This is a genomic window from Nonomuraea sp. NPDC052129, from assembly GCF_040680095.1.
Classification (GTDB): domain Bacteria; phylum Actinomycetota; class Actinomycetes; order Streptosporangiales; family Streptosporangiaceae; genus Nonomuraea.
The window spans coordinates 76,846-92,483 of record NZ_JBFAVX010000044.1 but is presented as its reverse complement, the minus strand read 5'-3'; the positions used below and the strand labels follow the sequence as shown (position 1 = coordinate 92,483).

General features: G+C 72.0%; 15 protein-coding genes. 11 read left to right on the top strand and 4 right to left on the bottom strand.

What is annotated here, in order from left to right:
- From AB0L53_RS52845 to AB0L53_RS52835, 3 genes are read left to right on the top strand one after another with little or no spacing between them, the layout of a single operon-like run.
- Positions 1-621 carry a class I SAM-dependent methyltransferase gene (locus AB0L53_RS52845; RefSeq protein ID WP_364012570.1) on the top strand — a complete coding sequence of 207 codons (621 nt, stop codon included), beginning with the start codon at positions 1-3 and terminating at the stop codon, positions 619-621.
- Positions 622-675: 54 nt separating this feature from the next.
- Positions 676-1,236 (top strand): sigma-70 family RNA polymerase sigma factor, encoded by a 561-nt coding sequence (locus AB0L53_RS52840; protein WP_364012567.1) that lies wholly within the window; start codon positions 676-678, stop codon positions 1,234-1,236.
- Positions 1,237-1,268: 32 nt separating this feature from the next.
- Complete coding sequence (locus AB0L53_RS52835) at positions 1,269-2,480, top strand: hypothetical protein (protein ID WP_364012564.1); 1,212 nt, start codon at positions 1,269-1,271, stop codon at positions 2,478-2,480.
- 76 nt (positions 2,481-2,556) lie between these two features.
- Here AB0L53_RS52835 and AB0L53_RS52830 read toward each other — a convergent pair whose 3' ends face one another.
- Together AB0L53_RS52830 and AB0L53_RS52825 are read right to left on the bottom strand one after the other, a co-directional pair.
- Positions 2,557-5,472: a poly(A) polymerase gene (locus AB0L53_RS52830; RefSeq protein WP_364012561.1), complete on the bottom strand. Its 2,916-nt coding sequence runs from the start codon at positions 5,470-5,472 to the stop codon at positions 2,557-2,559.
- On the bottom strand, positions 5,472-7,283 hold the full coding sequence (locus tag AB0L53_RS52825; protein ID WP_364012558.1) for an RNA ligase family protein: 1,812 nt from the start codon (positions 7,281-7,283) through the stop codon (positions 5,472-5,474). The genes AB0L53_RS52830 and AB0L53_RS52825 overlap by 1 nt, the downstream gene beginning before the upstream one ends.
- A gap of 145 nt (positions 7,284-7,428) precedes the next feature.
- On the opposite strand from AB0L53_RS52825, the gene AB0L53_RS52820 reads away from it, so the two are divergent.
- Positions 7,429-7,974: a dihydrofolate reductase family protein gene (locus AB0L53_RS52820; RefSeq protein WP_364012556.1), complete on the top strand. Its 546-nt coding sequence runs from the start codon at positions 7,429-7,431 to the stop codon at positions 7,972-7,974.
- 1 nt (position 7,975) lies between these two features.
- Positions 7,976-8,374, top strand: coding sequence for a hypothetical protein (locus tag AB0L53_RS52815; RefSeq protein ID WP_364012553.1), 399 nt, complete (start codon positions 7,976-7,978; stop codon positions 8,372-8,374).
- Here the strand turns inward: AB0L53_RS52815 and AB0L53_RS52810 are convergent.
- On the bottom strand, positions 8,358-9,041 hold the full coding sequence (locus tag AB0L53_RS52810) for a GNAT family N-acetyltransferase (protein ID WP_364012550.1): 684 nt from the start codon (positions 9,039-9,041) through the stop codon (positions 8,358-8,360). The two genes, AB0L53_RS52815 and AB0L53_RS52810, sit on opposite strands and share 17 nt — an antisense overlap.
- Positions 9,042-9,160: 119 nt before the next feature.
- Here AB0L53_RS52810 and AB0L53_RS52805 point away from each other — a divergent pair, with 119 nt between their 5' ends.
- Entirely contained in the window at positions 9,161-9,742 is a 582-nt protein-coding gene (locus AB0L53_RS52805) for a TetR family transcriptional regulator (RefSeq protein ID WP_364012547.1), read from the top strand.
- A 63-nt stretch (positions 9,743-9,805) separates the two neighbouring features.
- Here the strand turns inward: AB0L53_RS52805 and AB0L53_RS52800 are convergent, their stop codons facing one another.
- Positions 9,806-10,261, bottom strand: coding sequence for a pyridoxamine 5'-phosphate oxidase family protein (locus AB0L53_RS52800; protein ID WP_364012544.1), 456 nt, complete (start codon positions 10,259-10,261; stop codon positions 9,806-9,808).
- A 140-nt stretch (positions 10,262-10,401) separates the two neighbouring features.
- On the opposite strand from AB0L53_RS52800, the gene AB0L53_RS52795 reads away from it, so the two are divergent.
- From AB0L53_RS52795 to AB0L53_RS52775, 5 genes are all read left to right on the top strand, one after another.
- Complete coding sequence (locus tag AB0L53_RS52795; RefSeq protein ID WP_357956939.1) at positions 10,402-10,740, top strand: YciI family protein; 339 nt, start codon at positions 10,402-10,404, stop codon at positions 10,738-10,740.
- A complete protein-coding gene (locus tag AB0L53_RS52790) occupies positions 10,737-12,050 on the top strand; it encodes an RNA polymerase sigma factor (protein ID WP_364012541.1) in 1,314 nt (437 codons plus the stop codon). Before AB0L53_RS52795 ends, AB0L53_RS52790 begins: the two co-directional genes overlap by 4 nt.
- A gap of 77 nt (positions 12,051-12,127) precedes the next feature.
- A complete protein-coding gene (locus AB0L53_RS52785; RefSeq protein ID WP_364012538.1) occupies positions 12,128-12,925 on the top strand; it encodes an alpha/beta hydrolase in 798 nt (265 codons plus the stop codon).
- Between the two features lie 174 nt (positions 12,926-13,099).
- Positions 13,100-14,158 carry a winged helix DNA-binding domain-containing protein gene (locus tag AB0L53_RS52780; protein ID WP_364012535.1) on the top strand — a complete coding sequence of 353 codons (1,059 nt, stop codon included), beginning with the start codon at positions 13,100-13,102 and terminating at the stop codon, positions 14,156-14,158.
- Positions 14,159-14,231: 73 nt separating this feature from the next.
- Positions 14,232-15,620 (top strand): serine hydrolase domain-containing protein, encoded by a 1,389-nt coding sequence (locus tag AB0L53_RS52775; RefSeq protein ID WP_364012532.1) that lies wholly within the window; start codon positions 14,232-14,234, stop codon positions 15,618-15,620.
- The last annotated feature ends 18 nt before the right edge of the window (positions 15,621-15,638 follow it).

Sequence of the window (15,638 nt, the reverse complement as noted above, 5' to 3'; positions counted from 1 at the left end):
ATGAGCGAGGAAACCGATCTGGTCCGGCGCGGCTACGACGCGCTGTCCTACCACTACCGGGGCGACGAGGACGACGACGGCGAATACGCGCCGTGGCTCGAAGAGCTCCATTCCCGGCTGCCGCCACGGGCCCGCGTGCTGGATCTCGGTTGCGGCTGCGGGGTTCCCGTCGCCCGCTCGCTGGCCGCGGCCGGGCACGACGTGACGGGCGTCGACCTCAGTGACGTCCAGATCGAGCGGGCCCGGCGTCTCGTGCCCGCCGCCACCTTCGTCCGGGGCGACGCCACGGCCCTCGACCTGCCGGACGCCTCCTTCGACGCGGTTGTGTGCCTGTACGCCCTCATCCACATGCCGCTGGAGCGCCAGCCCGCGCTCATCGGGCGCGTCGCCGCCTGGCTGCGGCCCTCGGGCCTGCTCCTGGTCACCACCGGCTGGGAGTCCTGGACCGGTACCGAGGGCGGCTGGCTCGGCGGCGCCACGACGATGTGGTGGAGCCACGCGGACGCGGCCACCTACCGGACCTGGCTGCGGGAAGCTGGGCTGGAGGTCACCTCGGAGGCGTTCGTCCCGGAAGGGGACAGCGGGCACGCCCTGTTCTGGGCCCGCAAACCGGCCGGCTGACAAGATTCCGGGTGGGGTGCGGTAATCCGGGAGCGGCCGGAGGGACTACTGGGTGTGGACGATCCTCAAGAACGATTCACCGACCTCTACGACCGGCACTACCGGAGCGTGCTCGGCTACGCGCTGCTGCGCGCCGAGCGTGACGCGGCCGAGGACGTCTCCAGTGAGACGTTCCTCGTCGCCTGGCGGCGGCTGAACGACCTGCCCGAGCCGCCGCTGCCGTGGCTGCTCGGCGTGGCGCGCAACCTGCTGGCCAAACAGCGCGACTCCCGCCACCGCCGGCAGGCTCTGGTCGACCGGATCACGGCGCTGACCACCTCGCGCGACCATGTCGGCTGGGACGTGGCCGACCACGTCATCGACAGGGAGAGCGCGCTGGCCGCGCTGTCGGCCCTGCCGGAGCAGGACGTGGAGGCGATGGTGTTCGCCACCTGGTACGGCCTGCCGCCCGAGCAGGCGGCCGCCGTCATGGGCTGTTCGATCCGGACGTACAACGTGCGACTCCATCGCGCGCGCAAACGGCTCGCCACCGCGCTGCGCCTGGAGCCGGGCGGCACGCGCCCACGTTCAGCACGGACGGCCGGTGGCCGGTTCCAAGAGAGCCCAGAGACCTGATGCCCGCAGCACCCCACCACTCGGAGAATGACATGACCGACCGCTTGTTCGCCCAGCTCAAGCCGATGGAGCTGGACGAGATGACAGAAGAGGCCCACCGGCGGCGCCGCGCGGCCGACCTGGCCGCCGCCTTCCGGACGCCCCGCTCCGCGCACTCGTCCCGACGCCGGATCCCGGCTCCGTTCCTGCTGGTCGCGGGCACGGCCGCGGCCGGAGTGGCCGCGGCGGCCGTGATCGTCGTGACCGGCTCAGGCACTGCTCTCCCGATCGCCACCACGTCTCCCACCACGTCTCCCACCACGGCTTCCACCACGGCTTCCACCGCGCGGACCGCGATCGCGGCCGAGCCGGTGGACGCCCGCACGTTCCTGCTCGCGGCGGCCGTGACCGCGGTGCGTGCGCCGGCCACCTCCGGCCGCTACTGGTACGTCCGCGAGCGCACCTTCGCGAAGGTGCACGTCGTGCCGGGCGACTACATGGCCCAGATCAAGGCCCTGCTGGCAGAGCAGCAGCGAAAGGAGAAAGAGCTCAAGGACAAGCCGGACGAGCTCGCCGCCCTGCGCAAGGAGATCACCGGGAAGATCACCGAGCTCAAGCAATCCGAGCTGCCGTACCTGGCGTTCACCACCGACACACAGGACACCTGGCGCGCGATGAAGCCGGGCGCGGCCAGTCGCTTCGTACGAGACCCGGACGTGAGCGTCACCTTCGGCTCCCCGCAGGACGAGGCCGACTGGAAGGCCGCCGGCTCACCCGCCCTGGCGGAGAAGAGGCCCACCACTCGCGACGACAGCAGCGAGCGGATCCTGTCGATCGACAACCCGACTCTGACGATCCAGAACATCGCGCGGCTGCCCACCGACGAGAACGCGTTGCGGCGCCGCCTGGACGCCCTGTTCAAGCAGAGCCCCAACAGCGCCCGGCTCGACAGAGGCGTCTACTTGTGGCAGACGGGCGTGGACCTGATGACCGCGCCGATCACGCCCGGCACCCGCTCCGCCCTGTTCAAGGTGCTGGCCGGCCAGGACGGCATCACCTCGCGGGGCCGGGTCACCGACGCGGTGGGGCGCACCGGGGTCGCCCTCTCGACGGCGGGGTACGACGGGGTGGAGTTCCGGATGATCATCAATGAGGACACCGCCGAGCTGCTGCAGTACGAGGTCGTGGAGAAGGGACAGCCGCTCTTGCGGGTGGCGCTGGAGCGGATGGGCTGGGCCAACCGTCTGGGAGACGTCCCGGCCTGACGCGCGAGTGTCGAGGCCCGCACGGGGGCACATGCGGGCCTCTGCCTGCTTGCCAGCTCAAGGTCGGTAGGGCTTGTCAGCTCAGGGTCGGTACGGCGCCGCCCTCGGCCCGTTCGACCGTTACACCGGACATGTGCCTGGCCCATCGGCCGGTGATCTCGCTGAGCCGCGCGGCCTCCGGAGGCGTGTGGCCCAGGCCGATCGCGTAGCGGGCCTGTTGGGGGCCGCGCTCGAACGGGCGCGGCCAGGCGTGTACGTCCGGCACCCCGGCCTCTTCCAGCCGGGTCAGCAACTCCAGCATGCGTCCTCTGACGCGGCCGAGCGCCGCGTCGAGCTCTTCGGAGCGTACGGTCAGCACCGCCCAGGCCGCGTGACGGCGGTGGAGGGGCGGTGGGGCGGGCAACTCCGTGGACCGGCCGCTCTCCGTGAGCTCCCATGCCTGGTAGAGCTCCCGGGTGAGCAGGTCCAGGCCGCTGGAGGTGACGTGGCCAGCGCAGTCGCGTACGGGAGCGCTGGGCGTCATCACCGCCATCACGGGCGTCACGGTCGTCGTGGCTGGGAGGAGAGTGACCGGTTCGTGCCAGTCCCAGGCGGCCCACGTGCTGAAGAAGTGGCGTAGGAGATCGGTGTCGGATCCGTCGGCGGTATCGAGGACGGTGCGGGCTGCCAGCACCGCCCAAGCCAGACCGGGCAAGCCGCCGAACGGGCCCGCGTCCAGGCCCTTCGCCCGAGCCCACGCCTTCACCCGGCGGGCGAGGCGGGCGAAACGCTCGTGTGCGGGGCCCACCGCGGCGCGGATCGCGTCCGCGTCGCTGACGGCGCTCAGGGCGATGGCCGCCGCCTCGCCCAGTTCGGTGCGGCGGGACACGAGCTGCGCCGGAGGGAGCCGGCCGGTTGCCACCACGGTCAGGTCGACGTCCAGGCCGGACACTTGCAGGCGCAGGCCCGGCACCCGTGCGCCGATCACCTGCCGCAGCCGGACGGCCTCAGGCAGCGCCGCCCGCACCCGCGCCGCCACGTCCATGCCGGACGCTTCCTCGTCGGGGAGTGCCGCCACCAGGTCCAAGTCGGCTGCGGGGAGCGCGCAGCCCATACGTCGGGAGCCTGCGACGTGCACGATCCCGGGGCGCAGCGCCTCCGCCAGTCGGCGAGTCACGCGATCGGCCAGGTCGTCCAGGCCCGGAACAGGCTCGGGGTCGAGCGCGGACGGGGCGGCGGTGGGCTCGGGTACGAGTAGGGGCGCGGCAGCATCGAGCCCGGAGGCAGGAGGCTCGGGCGAGGTGGGTTCGGGCACCAGCGCGGACGCGGCGGCAGTGCGCTCGGGGACGGTGGGTTCTGGCAGCCAGCGGAGTTCGCCCGTACCCAGGGTGAGCACCGCGCGCGGGCGCATCGGTTCGTCCCCGCGCCGCGACAGCAGCACAACGGCCCCGACGCAGGCGGTCATCGCGTCGAGCCGGATGCCCGCCTGGTTGGGCGCCTTCACGCGGCCCAGGGTCAGGTGCGGCGTGAAGCCATCCGCGCGGCCCACGCAGCGGGGGAAGCGCTGGTGGAGGGCCTGGCGCAGGCGGGCCCACGGGGCGGGATCGGCCGCGGCCGGGTCGAGCCAGACGGTCTCGTCCTGACGGTGCTGGAAGGAGCGGATCCCCTCCAGTCGTACCGCGAACGGCTGGACCTCAGCGGCCGCCGCAGCCAGCAGCGGCGCCGCCGCGTCGAAGGCCGACTCCGGCACGAACCCGAAGAGCAGGTTGACGTGCGGCGGCCACCGGTTCACCTGCGGATCGTGCGCCCGGCGGACCGCCTGGATGGGTGCCCACAGCTCCTCCGGCGGAATCCAGGCCACCGCCGTTCGCGCGGTCGGAGCCATGTCCAGCACCCCGGCGGGCGCACTGCCCGTGACGTCGAGGACGGCCTCCACCCCGTAGTGGTCGGAGACGTACAGCCCACCGGGATCGGGACTGTCTCCGCGCAGACCAGCCGCGACGGTCCGGGAGTGGCCGCGCACCAGTACGCGGTCCAGCCGGGCGGCCCGCCCGGACAGCGAGGACAGCGCCGCCAGCGGGTTGGCGCGCGGGTCGAAGGTGGGCGTGTCGTCGCCGGGCCCGTACGCCTCCGTCCAGACGTCGCGCAGCCCGAGCGCCGACGCGGGGACGTCCGTGCCGTCGTTGAAGTCGCCCATCAGGACCAGGTCACCCTCGACCCCGGCCAGCCCTTCGGCGATCCGGGCGAGCTCGGCCCGCCGCCGCGCCCCGCCGTCGGCGGTGTGGTCGCTGGTCAGATGGGTGGTGGCGACGACGAGCGGGCCAGCGGCGGTCTCGGTCGCGAGGGCGGCGACGGCCTTGTGCGGGCCGAGCCGGTGCCAGGCCGCCTCCCGGACGGGCAACCGGCTGAGCAGCAGCAGCCCGCTGTCGGCGACGTCCTCGCCGCCCGGGTCGGTGCCGACGGTGTAGCGGGCCCGCACCCATGGGGCGGCCAGCAGGAGCGACAGCAGCGCGGGCTCGACCTCCTGCAGCGCGATGACGTCGGCGTCGGCCGCTTCCAGGGCCGCCAGCAGCACGGGACGGCGCCGCGCGGTGTCGATGCGGTCGCTGTCGTAACGGTCCCACAGGGTGTTCCAGGTCAGGACGCGCACGGCCGCACCTGTGGACGCCCGCGCCGCTACCTGCCCCGCGCTGGGCCGCCAGCCGGCGGCCGGGTCCCAGGCGTGCGGGGTTCTGGCGCTGAAGACGGGCGCGCGCAGGCGGCGCGGGGCGCGTACCCGGCCCGCGTCGCAGGTGTCGATCCGGTCCAGTCCGGTGGCGCGGTCCCAGATCAACTCGCCGTCCGCCTCGACGAACAGCACCCGGTGCCACGGAACGTCGCCACCGGGCACGAAGGTGGGCAGCGGGATGCGCTTGGGGGCGGCGTCCCGCTGGCCGACGCCGAGCACGAAACGCGAGGGGTCGAAGCGGGGGTCCCAACGGACCCAGTGGTAGATCTCCTCGCTGGTACGCATCACGCCTCTTCCCCCTCCAAAGCGCCGTCCACGTCGTCGACGGTCCCGGACGCTCCGACGTACCAGGTGTGATGGGCCTGACCGGGATACGGCGGAACGTACCGGCGCACCTGATCGTCCAGCACGTGCGGCGGCACCGGATGGGCGCGGCGGGCGTTGCGCCGGTGCAGTTCGTCCGCCTCCACCAGCGCGACCACGTGCGTCGTCAGCGCGGCGCGGCGGCGCGCCACGGCGTGGACCAGGGAACGCTGATGCTGATTGAGCGAGGTGGCGTCCCATACCACGGTGCCACCGGCCGCCAGGGCGGCATCGAGGCGGTCCAGTCCCTCGCCGAGCACTTCGCGGTTGGCCCGCTGGTTCGCCCGCGAGCCTCTGGCAGCACGCAGATCGTCCAGAGACAGGAACACGGCCCCGTCGATCTCCCGCAGACCGGCCGTCCGCGTCAGACCGGTCAGCTCTGGCAGGCCGGCCGTCTCCCGCAACGCGGCCATCTTCGTCAGACCGCCCGCGAACGTGCTCTTACCGCTGCCTGACGGTCCGACCAGATGTACCAGCCGGGGGAACCGCCCCGACCGCCACCGCCAGGTCGCCGCCACGGCCTCCTCAACCGTGGCGACCCTTCCCCTTGCCCAGGCGTCGCGCGCCTCCGCCCAGCAGCGCTCGGCCGCCTCCCCGCCGAGGTCGGACAATGCCTCGCGCAGACCGGCCCGCAACGGCTCCAGCGGATCGGGCCCGAGCAGCCCGGCGTCCTCGGCGTACAGGGCCGACCATTCGACCTGCTCACGCTCCTGGTCAGCCTCATCGTCCACGCGCGCCGCCGCCACGGCGTGCAGCACGCCCAGGTCAGCGGCCAACGCCATGCGCCCCAGCCCGGCCCGCCGCTCCTCGTCCGGGTACGGCCGGCCCAGCGTGCCGTGCAGCCCGGTCAGATCCGCGACCCGCCGCGCCAGCCGCATGCCCAGCGGCCTGGCCAGCCGGGCCGCCAACCGGGCCCGCGGTACGGCGTGCAGTGCCGTGGCCAGCACGCCCGCCAGCCGGGCGTCGCCGCGCCGGCCGATCGCGTCCAGCCGAGCCGACACCTCGGCCACCGCCTCCGGGGCGATGTGCCCTGCTTCGGCTGGGGCGAGGTCCACCGCGGCCAGCAGCGCGCTCACCTCGCAGTCAGCGCCCGAGCGCACCGACCACAGCGCCGCCCTCGGGCCAAGAGTGTTCGGCACGACGGTCGCGTACATCCAGTGCGTACCGGTCTGGACGTGCTCCCGGCGCACCCACTTGGCCACCCGCCCCGCGAACTCCGCCCGCCCGAATCCCTCGACGGCCCGCACCACGTAGCCCTCTTGCCGCTCCGGGTTCAGTCGCAGCCCCCGCAGCGCCCGCTCGTCGAAGACACCGCGCCACAGCACCGGCGGGACCGGAATCCCCAGGCCGCGCAGGAAGGCGACCGTGCGGTCCCAGTCCAGGCAGCGATCGTCGTCCCAGACCGAGAAGCCGTAGAACCAGCTGTCCAGCTCCTGGTAGGCGATGGAGTGCCGGGCGTACATGTTCTCCCCGCACACCCGCCACCCCGCCGGGATCCGGCCACCGATGCGCCCTTGCAGAGCCTTGACCCACGCTCGGGAGGGATGGTGGGCCGAGTCCAGCGACCGGGCGTGCATCCCGTCCGTATAGAGGGTGGTGTTCTCGCCGTCGAGCTTCTCCGTGACCACGACTTCGCGCCCGCGCAGCCCGGACAGATCTCCCGCGCGAACGTCGTCCGGCGTCACCCCGGGCGACCAGGGCAGGTGAGGGGTGCGCGGATAGTGCACGCGCATGATCCCTCCCCCTTCCGGCTGAGGTCACAGTACAAGCGGCAAGAAGACGCCTCCATCGAATAAACGCCCGCCGACCATTGCAGAATTCTTGACAACTATATTTTTCGGTGGGAGGCTGAGGGCACCTCAGACAAGGAGCACAGCGATGAGAAAGATCGTGGCGGGCCTGTTCATCTCCCTGGACGGCGTCGTGGAGTCCCCGGAGAAGTGGCACTTCCCCTACTTCAACGATGAGATGGGGGAGATCGTCGGCTCGCAGATGGAGCAGGCCGACGTCATGCTCCTCGGACGGCGGACCTACCAGGAGTTCGCCGCCCACTGGCCGCACCAGGACCCGGCCGACAACCCCTTCGCCGACCGCATGAACAACACGCCCAAATACGTCGTGACCAACACCCTCGACACCGCCGGGTGGCAGAACACGACGATCATCAAGGGTGACGTCGTGGCCGGTCTGACCGAGCTCAAGGAGCGGCCCGGCAAGGACATCGGCATCACCGGCAGCGCCGCCCTGGTCCGGTCGCTGCTGGCCGACGGCCTGCTCGACGAGCTGCGCCTGCTGGTCCACCCGATCGTGGTCGGCTCCGGCAAGCGCCTGTTCGAGGAGGGCACCGGGCAGATCCCGCTCCAGCTGGCCGACTCCCGGACGCTCAGCACCGGCGTCCTCTCCCTCACCTACGGCAGGGCGTGACATGGCCGCCAAGACCGTCGCCGACAAGCTGCTCGTCAAGCCGCTGACCGCCGTCTGGATCTCCGACGACGAGCACCGCCCGCTCGTCGAGCCACTGCCCGAGGGCGCGCGGCACGTCGATGACCTGGGCGAGGCGGGCGTGGCGGTGCTGTTCGCCGCCGACACCGCCGCGGTCCGTCGGCTCCTCGACGAGCACCGCGATCGGCTGGCCCGGCCCGCGGCCCTGTGGGTGGCCTACCCGAAGGGCAACAAGGCCGACATCAACCGCGACACACTCTGGCCCATCGTCGCCGAGTACGACCTGCGGCCGAACGGGCAGGTGGCCGTGGACGAGGTCTGGTCGGCGCTGCGCTTCCGTCCGCTCAAGGAAGGCGAGCCGCCTTTCACCGGTGGCCGGTAGCCCCGGGGGGCCAGGCGGCCCACTCGGGAGTGCCGGTCGGCTCAGAGGTGCCGGTCGGCGCGGGGGGCAGGCGCATCAGCAGGCCGTCGCAGCGGCAGGGCGAGCCGCACCGGTGGCAGTGGCAGTCGCCCACCACCGAGGCCTGTTCCCAGTATCGGCGGACGGTGGTCACCGGCTCCCAGCCGGCCGCCTTCAGCACCCCGTCGGCGCGCCCGGGCCGGTCGCGTAGCCACACCATCGCGTACGCCTCGGTGCACCGCTCCCTCAGCCAGGCCGTGCGCTGGACGGCGAGGGCGGTGCCGAGGCCACGACGGCGCACCGACGGCACCACGGCCATGGTGCTCAGGATGCCGACCCGGCGGCCGTCGGCGGACGGCGGCGCGGGGGAGAGGATCCCCGGCGGCATCGGGGCGGTGAACGCGCGATATTCCTCGTCGTCGATCACCTGGGCCAGGGCCGCTCCCACCGGCGTCATCGACCCCTGCGGGAAGGCCGCCAGGAACTGCACCCTCTCGTCATCGCGCATGTGCCGCAGGAGTCGGTCGACGGTGAGCACGCCGTGGCCGAGAGCGGCGTTGACGACGGCGGCGGCCGCCGCGACCCCCCGCTCGTCTCCGAGATGAAGCCGGGCGATGAACCAGCCGGGCGGTGTGATGGGCGAATGCATGCGAGTCACGGTCCTCGTTATATCTGGGTACCGTTCTCGAATTCAGGTGAACGAAATTCACATATCTCCAGCTTAGTACTATGCTCAGAGTGGTTTGAATTCCGATCCAGGAGATACGCATGCGGCAGAACCCGGCACGACGGGCGGCGCTCCTTGACGCCGCCATCGAGGTATTGGCCCGCGAGGGGGCGCGCGGGCTGACCTTCCGTGCCGTCGACGTCGAGGCGCGGGTACCCAACGGCACGGCCTCCAACTACTTCGACAACCGCGACGACCTGCTCACCCAGGTCGGTCACCGCTTCTACGAACGGCTGGAGCCCGAGGCCACGATGGTGGCCGCCGCGCTGGAGGGACCGCGCGACCGCGACCGGGTCACCGAGCTCATGCACGACCTGGTGGACCGGATCAGCCAGTTCCGCTCCGGCTACCTGGCCCTGCTCGAACTCCGCCTGGAGGCCACACGCCGCCCCGAGCTGCGCCGCCTGCTCACCGAACGCATCCGCGCCGACGTCGACGCCAACATCACCGCCCACACGGAGTCCGGCCTGCCCGGCGACGCGACCACCGTGGTCCTGCTCTACCTGGCCCTGAACTGGCTGATCCTCGAAAGGCTCACGCTGCCCGACGTCTTTCCCGGTGACCAGATCCACGACCTGGTCACCGACGTGGTCGAACGCGTCCTGCCCGGTCCCGGACGTTAGCCGCCGGTTCCAGGCCCAGACGGCGCGTCAGCCGAGCCGATGTCCGTGGACGTCAGCCGCGCGTCAGCCGAGCCAATGTCCGTCGCGCATGAGGTCGCGGCCCTCCAGCTCGTCGGCCTCGCGCCAGGCCTGCAGCCGCTGGGGCTGGATCCGGAAATAGAGGTAGGGGCTGCTGAGCCGGCGCGGGTCGAAGCCGGTCTTGGCGGCGAAGGCGTCACCGAGCTGGTCGGAGAGCTCGCCGGCCGGGACCGTCTGGACGCTTCCCTCGATGAGGACCACATCGCGGGTCGGGCCGATGCCGAGACGGACCTTGCCGGTGGCCTGAAGGTTGCGGGCGGTGGGGCTGGCGGCCGGAGTGGAGATGAGCAGGGTGGCACCGTCCCAGAGGAAGGACAGCGGCACCATGTAGGGCGTCCCGCCTTCGCCATCGGCCGTGGCCACCCAGGCGTCGACGTCCTGGGCGAGGCGGTCGAGGGTGTCCTGCTTGCGCTGGTGCAGGGTACGGGGCAAGTCACTCATCGGAAGTTGGGTCCCTTCATGCTCCAAATCAATGCTTGACCCTACAGAACGACCGGACCGCCGTACTGCCCGCAGGCCCGCCCACCGGGGATCCTGGCAGACTGAGACCGGCCGCCATCCCGCCATCCCGAGGAGGACCGGTGCGTTACGTGCTGATGTTGTGCAGCGACGTGTCCGACGAGACGGTCGCCGGGCAGGATCCGGACATGGTCGGCTGCGGCGGCTGGACCGAGGACATGGAGCGCCGCGGGATCCTGCGCGGCGCGATGGGGCTGCGGCCCAGCAGTGACGCGACGACGTTGCGCGTACGCCGTGAGGAGGTCCTGCTGACCGACGGCCCGTTCGCCGAGACGAAGGACCAGATCGGCGGGTTCAGCGTGATCGACTGCGCCGACCTCGACGAGGCCATCGAGCTGGCCGCCGCCCACCCGTGGGCGCGCGTGGGACAGATCGAGATCCGGCCGGTCTGGCAACCATGACAGGCACAGATCGCGACCAGGCCGACCTGACAACCGCGACGGACACAGATCGCGACCAGGCCATTCTGGCGACCGTGACGGACCAGGTCACCGCGGCGGTCGCGACCGCGTTCCGGCAGGAGTGGGGGCAGGTCGTAGCCACGCTCATCCGGATGACCGGCGACTGGGACCTGGCCGAGGAGTGTGCGCAGGACGCCTTCGCCGCGGCGCTCGAACGGTGGCCGCGTGACGGAGTGCCGCGGCGGCCGGGCGCGTGGCTGACCACGACGGCCCGCAACCGCGCGCTCGACCGGCTGCGCCGCGACGCCGTCGGGGCCGAGAAGCTGCGGCAGCTGGCCCTGCTCGACACCCAGGACGGTGAGGGGGATGGCGAGGAGAGCGGGGTGGGTGATGACCGGCTGCGGTTGATGTTCACCTGCTGCCATCCCGCGCTCGCTCTGGAGGCGCAGGTGGCACTGACCCTGCGTACGCTGGCGGGGCTGACGACGGCCGAGATCGCGCGGGCGTTCCTGGTCACGGAGCAGACGATGTCCAGGCGCCTGGTCAGGGCCAAGTCGAAGATCCGCAATGCGGGCATCCCCTACCGGGTGCCACCCGCCCACCTGCTGCCCGAGCGTACGACGGCCGTGCTGGGCGTGGTGTACCTGCTGTTCAACGAGGGATATTCGGCCAGCGCGGGCGCCGATCTGGTGCGGCGCAATCTGTGCGGCGAGGCGATCCGCCTGGCCCGGGTGCTGGCGCGGCTGATGCCCGGGGAGCCGGAGATAGGCGGGCTGCTGGCGCTGATGCTGCTGCACGACGCCCGGCGGGCCACCCGGGTGGACGCCGCCGGTGTGCTGGTGACCCTCGAACACCAGGACCGCGGCCGCTGGGACACCGGCGAGATCGCGGAGGGCGCCGAGATCCTGGAGCGGGCGCTGCTCGAGGGCCGTCCCGGTGCCTACCAGGTGCAGGCGGCCATCGCGGCCTGCCACGCCACCGCGGCCAAGGCCGCCGACACCGACTGGGCGCAGATCGTCGCCCTGTACGACCGGCTCGCCCTACTTGTCCCCTCACCGGTGGTACGCCTGAACCGGGCGGTGGCCGTGGGCATGGCCGATGGCCCCCTGGCCGGGCTGGCGCTGGTGGACGGCTTGGCGGAGTCGGGCGAGCTGGACGGCTACCACCTGCTGCCGGCGACGCGCGCCGACCTGCTGCGACGTCTGGGACGCGACGGCGAGGCGGCCGACGCCTATCGGCAGGCGCTCGACCTGGCCGCCAACGACTCCGAACGCCGCTACCTGGCCGGACGGCTGGCCGAGGTCAGCTGAGGGGAGGCGGGTGTCGGTTCCGGCCTGTCCCGTTCGTCGGTGAGGCGAGATGACCGGCAAGGGAAAGAAGGAATCTCATGCACACCGTGCTCTCAGCCGACGGCACCCGCATCGCGTACGACCGGTCGGGCAGTGGCCCGGCGCTCGTCTATGTGACCGGCGCACTCTGCGACCGCTCGACGGGTGCGCCGCTGGCCGCACTGCTGGCGCCGTACTTCACCGTCTTCACCTATGACCGGCGCGGGCGGGGAGACAGCGGCGACGCGGCGCCGTACCAGGTCGACCGCGAGGTGGAGGACCTGGCGGCGGTCATCGCCGAGGCCGGTGGGGCCGCGGCGGTGTACGGCATGTCGTCGGGGGCGGCGCTGGCGCTGCGGGCGGCCGCCCAGGGGGTGGCGATCACCAGGCTGGCGCTGTTCGAGCCGCCCTACAGTCCCGACGACGCGGACCGGCTGGCGCGGGCCCGCTCCTACGAGACCGAGCTGACCGAACTGCTGAGCGCGGGGCGGCGTGGGGACGCGGTCGCGCTGTTCATGACCACGGTGGGGCTGCCGGCGGAGCTGATCGGCCGCATGCGGGGCGCGCCGATGTGGCCCGCGCTGGAGACGCTGGCGCCCACCCTCGCCTACGACGCGGCCGTGATGGGCAACGGCTCCACGGGCGGCGCGTTGCCCGCCGAGCTGGCGGCCAAGGTGGGCGTGCCCGTCCTGGTGGCCGACGGCGGGGCCAGTCCGGTGTGGATGCGCGACATGGCGCGGCGCCTGGCCGCCGCGCTTCCTGAGGGGCGGCACCGCACGCTGGAGGATCAGACGCACGACGTGGATCCGCAGGTGCTCGCCCCGGTGCTGCGGGAGTTCCTCAGCGATCCCACCTGACGGCGGCCCGTCGGGCAGCAGGCGCGTGGGCAGCAGAACGTCGGCGCGTGGGTAGCAGGCAGGTCGGCGCGTCGACCTCGACAGGGCTCATCGTGGCAGGGCTGACCATCGATCCAGTACCGGCCCACCATATGATCGCCTGATGCTCAAGGACCTGCCGGACGGGACGGCCCGATGATCACTCCCCGGGAGCTCAACCGGGCCACGCTGGCCAGGCAACTCCTGCTCCAGCGGCACGCGATGCCAGCACTACAGGCGGTGGAGCACCTGGTCGGCCTGCAGGCGCAAGCGCCGTTCCCGCCGTACTTCGGGCTCTGGTCGCGCCTCGCGGGGTTCCGGCCGGAGGAGCTGGCGGGGCTGCTGACCGGGCGTGAGGCGGTGCGGATCGTGCTCATGCGCGGCACCGTCCACCTGGTCAGCGCCGCCGACTGCCTGACGTTACGGCCGCTGACGCAGCCGCTGCTCGCCAAATACCTGAACAGCGCGTACGGCCGGCAGCTGGCGAGCCTGGACCTGGCGGCGGTCGTCGAGGCTGGCCGCGAGGCGCTGACCGGCGCACCCCTCACCGCGGCCAAGCTCGGAACGCTGCTGGCCGGTCGCTTCCCCGGCACGAACGCCGCCGATCTGGCGCAGGTCATGCGCATGCTGGCGCCCCTGGTCCAGGTACCGCCCAGGGCGGTGTGGGGCAAGGCCGGGCAGACCGCGTACGCGACGGCCGAGTCGTGGCTGGGCCACGAGCTGCACCCCTCCCCGTCGCTGGAGGACCTGGTCGTGCGCTACCTGGCCGCGTTCGGGCCCGCGACCGTGGCCGACGTACAAGCGTGGTCGGGGCTGACCGGACTGCGCGAGGTGGTCGAACGGCTGCGTCCACGGCTGGTCGAACTGGACAAAGGGCTGTTCGACCTGCCGGACGCGCCCCGGCCGGGCCCGGAGGTGGAGGCGCCGGTGCGGCTGCTGGCGCCGTTCGACAACGTGCTGCTCAGCCATGCCGACCGCACACGGATCATCTCCGACGAACACCGCAAGCGCGTCATCACCATCAACGGGCAGGTGCTCGGAACGGTCCTCGTCGACGGGTTCGTGCGAGGGGTGTGGAAGCGGGACAAGCGGGTGGTGAGCGTCGAGATGTTCGCGCCGGTCTCGCCGGGACAGGCCCAGGAGATCCGGGAGGAGGCGGCCAGGCTGCTCGCCTTCGCCGAACCGGGCCAGGCCGGCGAGGTCAGAGGAATCTGATGGCGGTTTTCCGCAAGGGATGATGAGGGTTTCCGCAATGTGCCGCGGCGGGCGCGGTCCCTAGCGTTGACGGGTGCTTCTGAACACTCTCGCGGCGCTCTACCTGGCCGTACTTCCCGCGCTTCCCGCCCCGCCAACCCCCGCCTCGATCGACGGGTTCATCGCCCAATATCGCGAAGCGACCGGATTGCCGGGTGTGGCGGTGGTGGTCACCAAGGGGACGCAGGTCGTCCATGCCGCGGGCTACGGCCGGACCGCTGCAGGCGAGCCCGTGACCGCCGACACCCCCATGGCGCTCGCGTCGCTCAGCAAGTCCTTCACCTCGCTGGCCGTCCTGCAACTGGTGGAGAAAGGCCGGGTCGAGCTCGACAAGCCGGTTCGCGGTTACCTGCCCGAGTTCCAGATGGCCGATCCCCGGGCGGCCGACATCACGGTGCGCCAGCTGCTCAACCAGACGTCGGGCATGGCCGACTCGGCCTTCCACGAGAAGAGCCTGCCCCAGCCCGACACGCTCCAGGGCTCGGTGCGCCGGCTCAAAGACGCGCGGCTCGCCTCGAAGCCGGGCACCGCCTACAGCTACCACAACACCAACTACCAGGTCGCCGCCCGGCTGGTCGAGGTGGTGAGCGGCGAGCCGTTCGCGGGCTATCTCAAGAAGCACGTGTTCACGCCGCTCGGCATGCGCAACAGCAGCACGATCGACACCGATCGGGACCTGCCGGGCAGCGCCCGGGGTCACCTCTATCTCCTCGGCCAGGCGGTCGCCGTGCCGGAGCCGCGCGGGTTCGGCAACGGCTCCGGCGGCGTGCTCAGCAGCGCCAACGACATGGCCCGCTGGCTGATCGCCCAGAACAGCGACGGCGGCATCCTGTCTCCCGCGAGCGTCAAGGAGATGCGCACGCCCTCCGCCCAGAACCCGGACTACGCCCTCGGCTGGGAGCTCGACCGGACCGCGGGTGGCACTCCCGTCGTACGCCACGGCGGCGACCTGTTCACCTCCACCGCCCAGCAACTGCTGATGCCCGAGTCCGGTTACGGCGTGGCGGTCATGGCCAACACCGGCATGGCCTTCGCCGACAGCGCCGCGCTCATGGACGGACTGGTCGCCCTGATCGAGGGCCGGCGGCCGGACGCGCCCTCCTCTCCTTTCCTGGTCACCGACCTGGTGTTCACGCTGCTGACGCTGGTGACCGTCGCGCTGGCGGTGCGTGGGATCACCCGCTCCCGGCGCTGGGCCGCCCGCCGGACAGGCTGGCAGCGATGGCGGCTGCTGCCGTACTTGTTCCCGCTCCTCCTGTGTACGGCCATCGCCCCGGTCTTCCGGGTGCTCGCCCGAGGCAGCGACATTTCCTGGATCCAGGTGGTCTACCTCTACCCGACGTTCATGATCTGGTTGGTGACGGCCGCGGCGGCGGGGGCGGCGCTGGTGGTCGCGCGCCTCTGGAGGGGCGCGACCAAGTAGACATAACGACTTTCGTTA

What these genes read in the sequence shown, in the direction of transcription:
- AB0L53_RS52845 (WP_364012570.1), top strand. Translation starts at nt 1, where the DNA reads ATGAGCGAGGAAACCGATCTGGTCCGGCGCGGCTACGACGCGCTGTCC.
- AB0L53_RS52835 (WP_364012564.1), top strand. Translation starts at nt 1,269, where the DNA reads ATGACCGACCGCTTGTTCGCCCAGCTCAAGCCGATGGAGCTGGACGAG.
- AB0L53_RS52830 (WP_364012561.1), bottom strand. Translation starts at nt 5,472, where the DNA reads ATGCGTACCAGCGAGGAGATCTACCACTGGGTCCGTTGGGACCCCCGC.
- AB0L53_RS52825 (WP_364012558.1), bottom strand. Translation starts at nt 7,283, where the DNA reads ATGCGCGTGCACTATCCGCGCACCCCTCACCTGCCCTGGTCGCCCGGG.
- AB0L53_RS52820 (WP_364012556.1), top strand. Translation starts at nt 7,429, where the DNA reads ATGAGAAAGATCGTGGCGGGCCTGTTCATCTCCCTGGACGGCGTCGTG.
- AB0L53_RS52815 (WP_364012553.1), top strand. Translation starts at nt 7,976, where the DNA reads ATGGCCGCCAAGACCGTCGCCGACAAGCTGCTCGTCAAGCCGCTGACC.
- AB0L53_RS52810 (WP_364012550.1), bottom strand. Translation starts at nt 9,041, where the DNA reads ATGCATTCGCCCATCACACCGCCCGGCTGGTTCATCGCCCGGCTTCAT.
- AB0L53_RS52805 (WP_364012547.1), top strand. Translation starts at nt 9,161, where the DNA reads ATGCGGCAGAACCCGGCACGACGGGCGGCGCTCCTTGACGCCGCCATC.
- AB0L53_RS52800 (WP_364012544.1), bottom strand. Translation starts at nt 10,261, where the DNA reads ATGAGTGACTTGCCCCGTACCCTGCACCAGCGCAAGCAGGACACCCTC.
- AB0L53_RS52790 (WP_364012541.1), top strand. Translation starts at nt 10,737, where the DNA reads ATGACAGGCACAGATCGCGACCAGGCCGACCTGACAACCGCGACGGAC.
- AB0L53_RS52785 (WP_364012538.1), top strand. Translation starts at nt 12,128, where the DNA reads ATGCACACCGTGCTCTCAGCCGACGGCACCCGCATCGCGTACGACCGG.
- AB0L53_RS52780 (WP_364012535.1), top strand. Translation starts at nt 13,100, where the DNA reads ATGATCACTCCCCGGGAGCTCAACCGGGCCACGCTGGCCAGGCAACTC.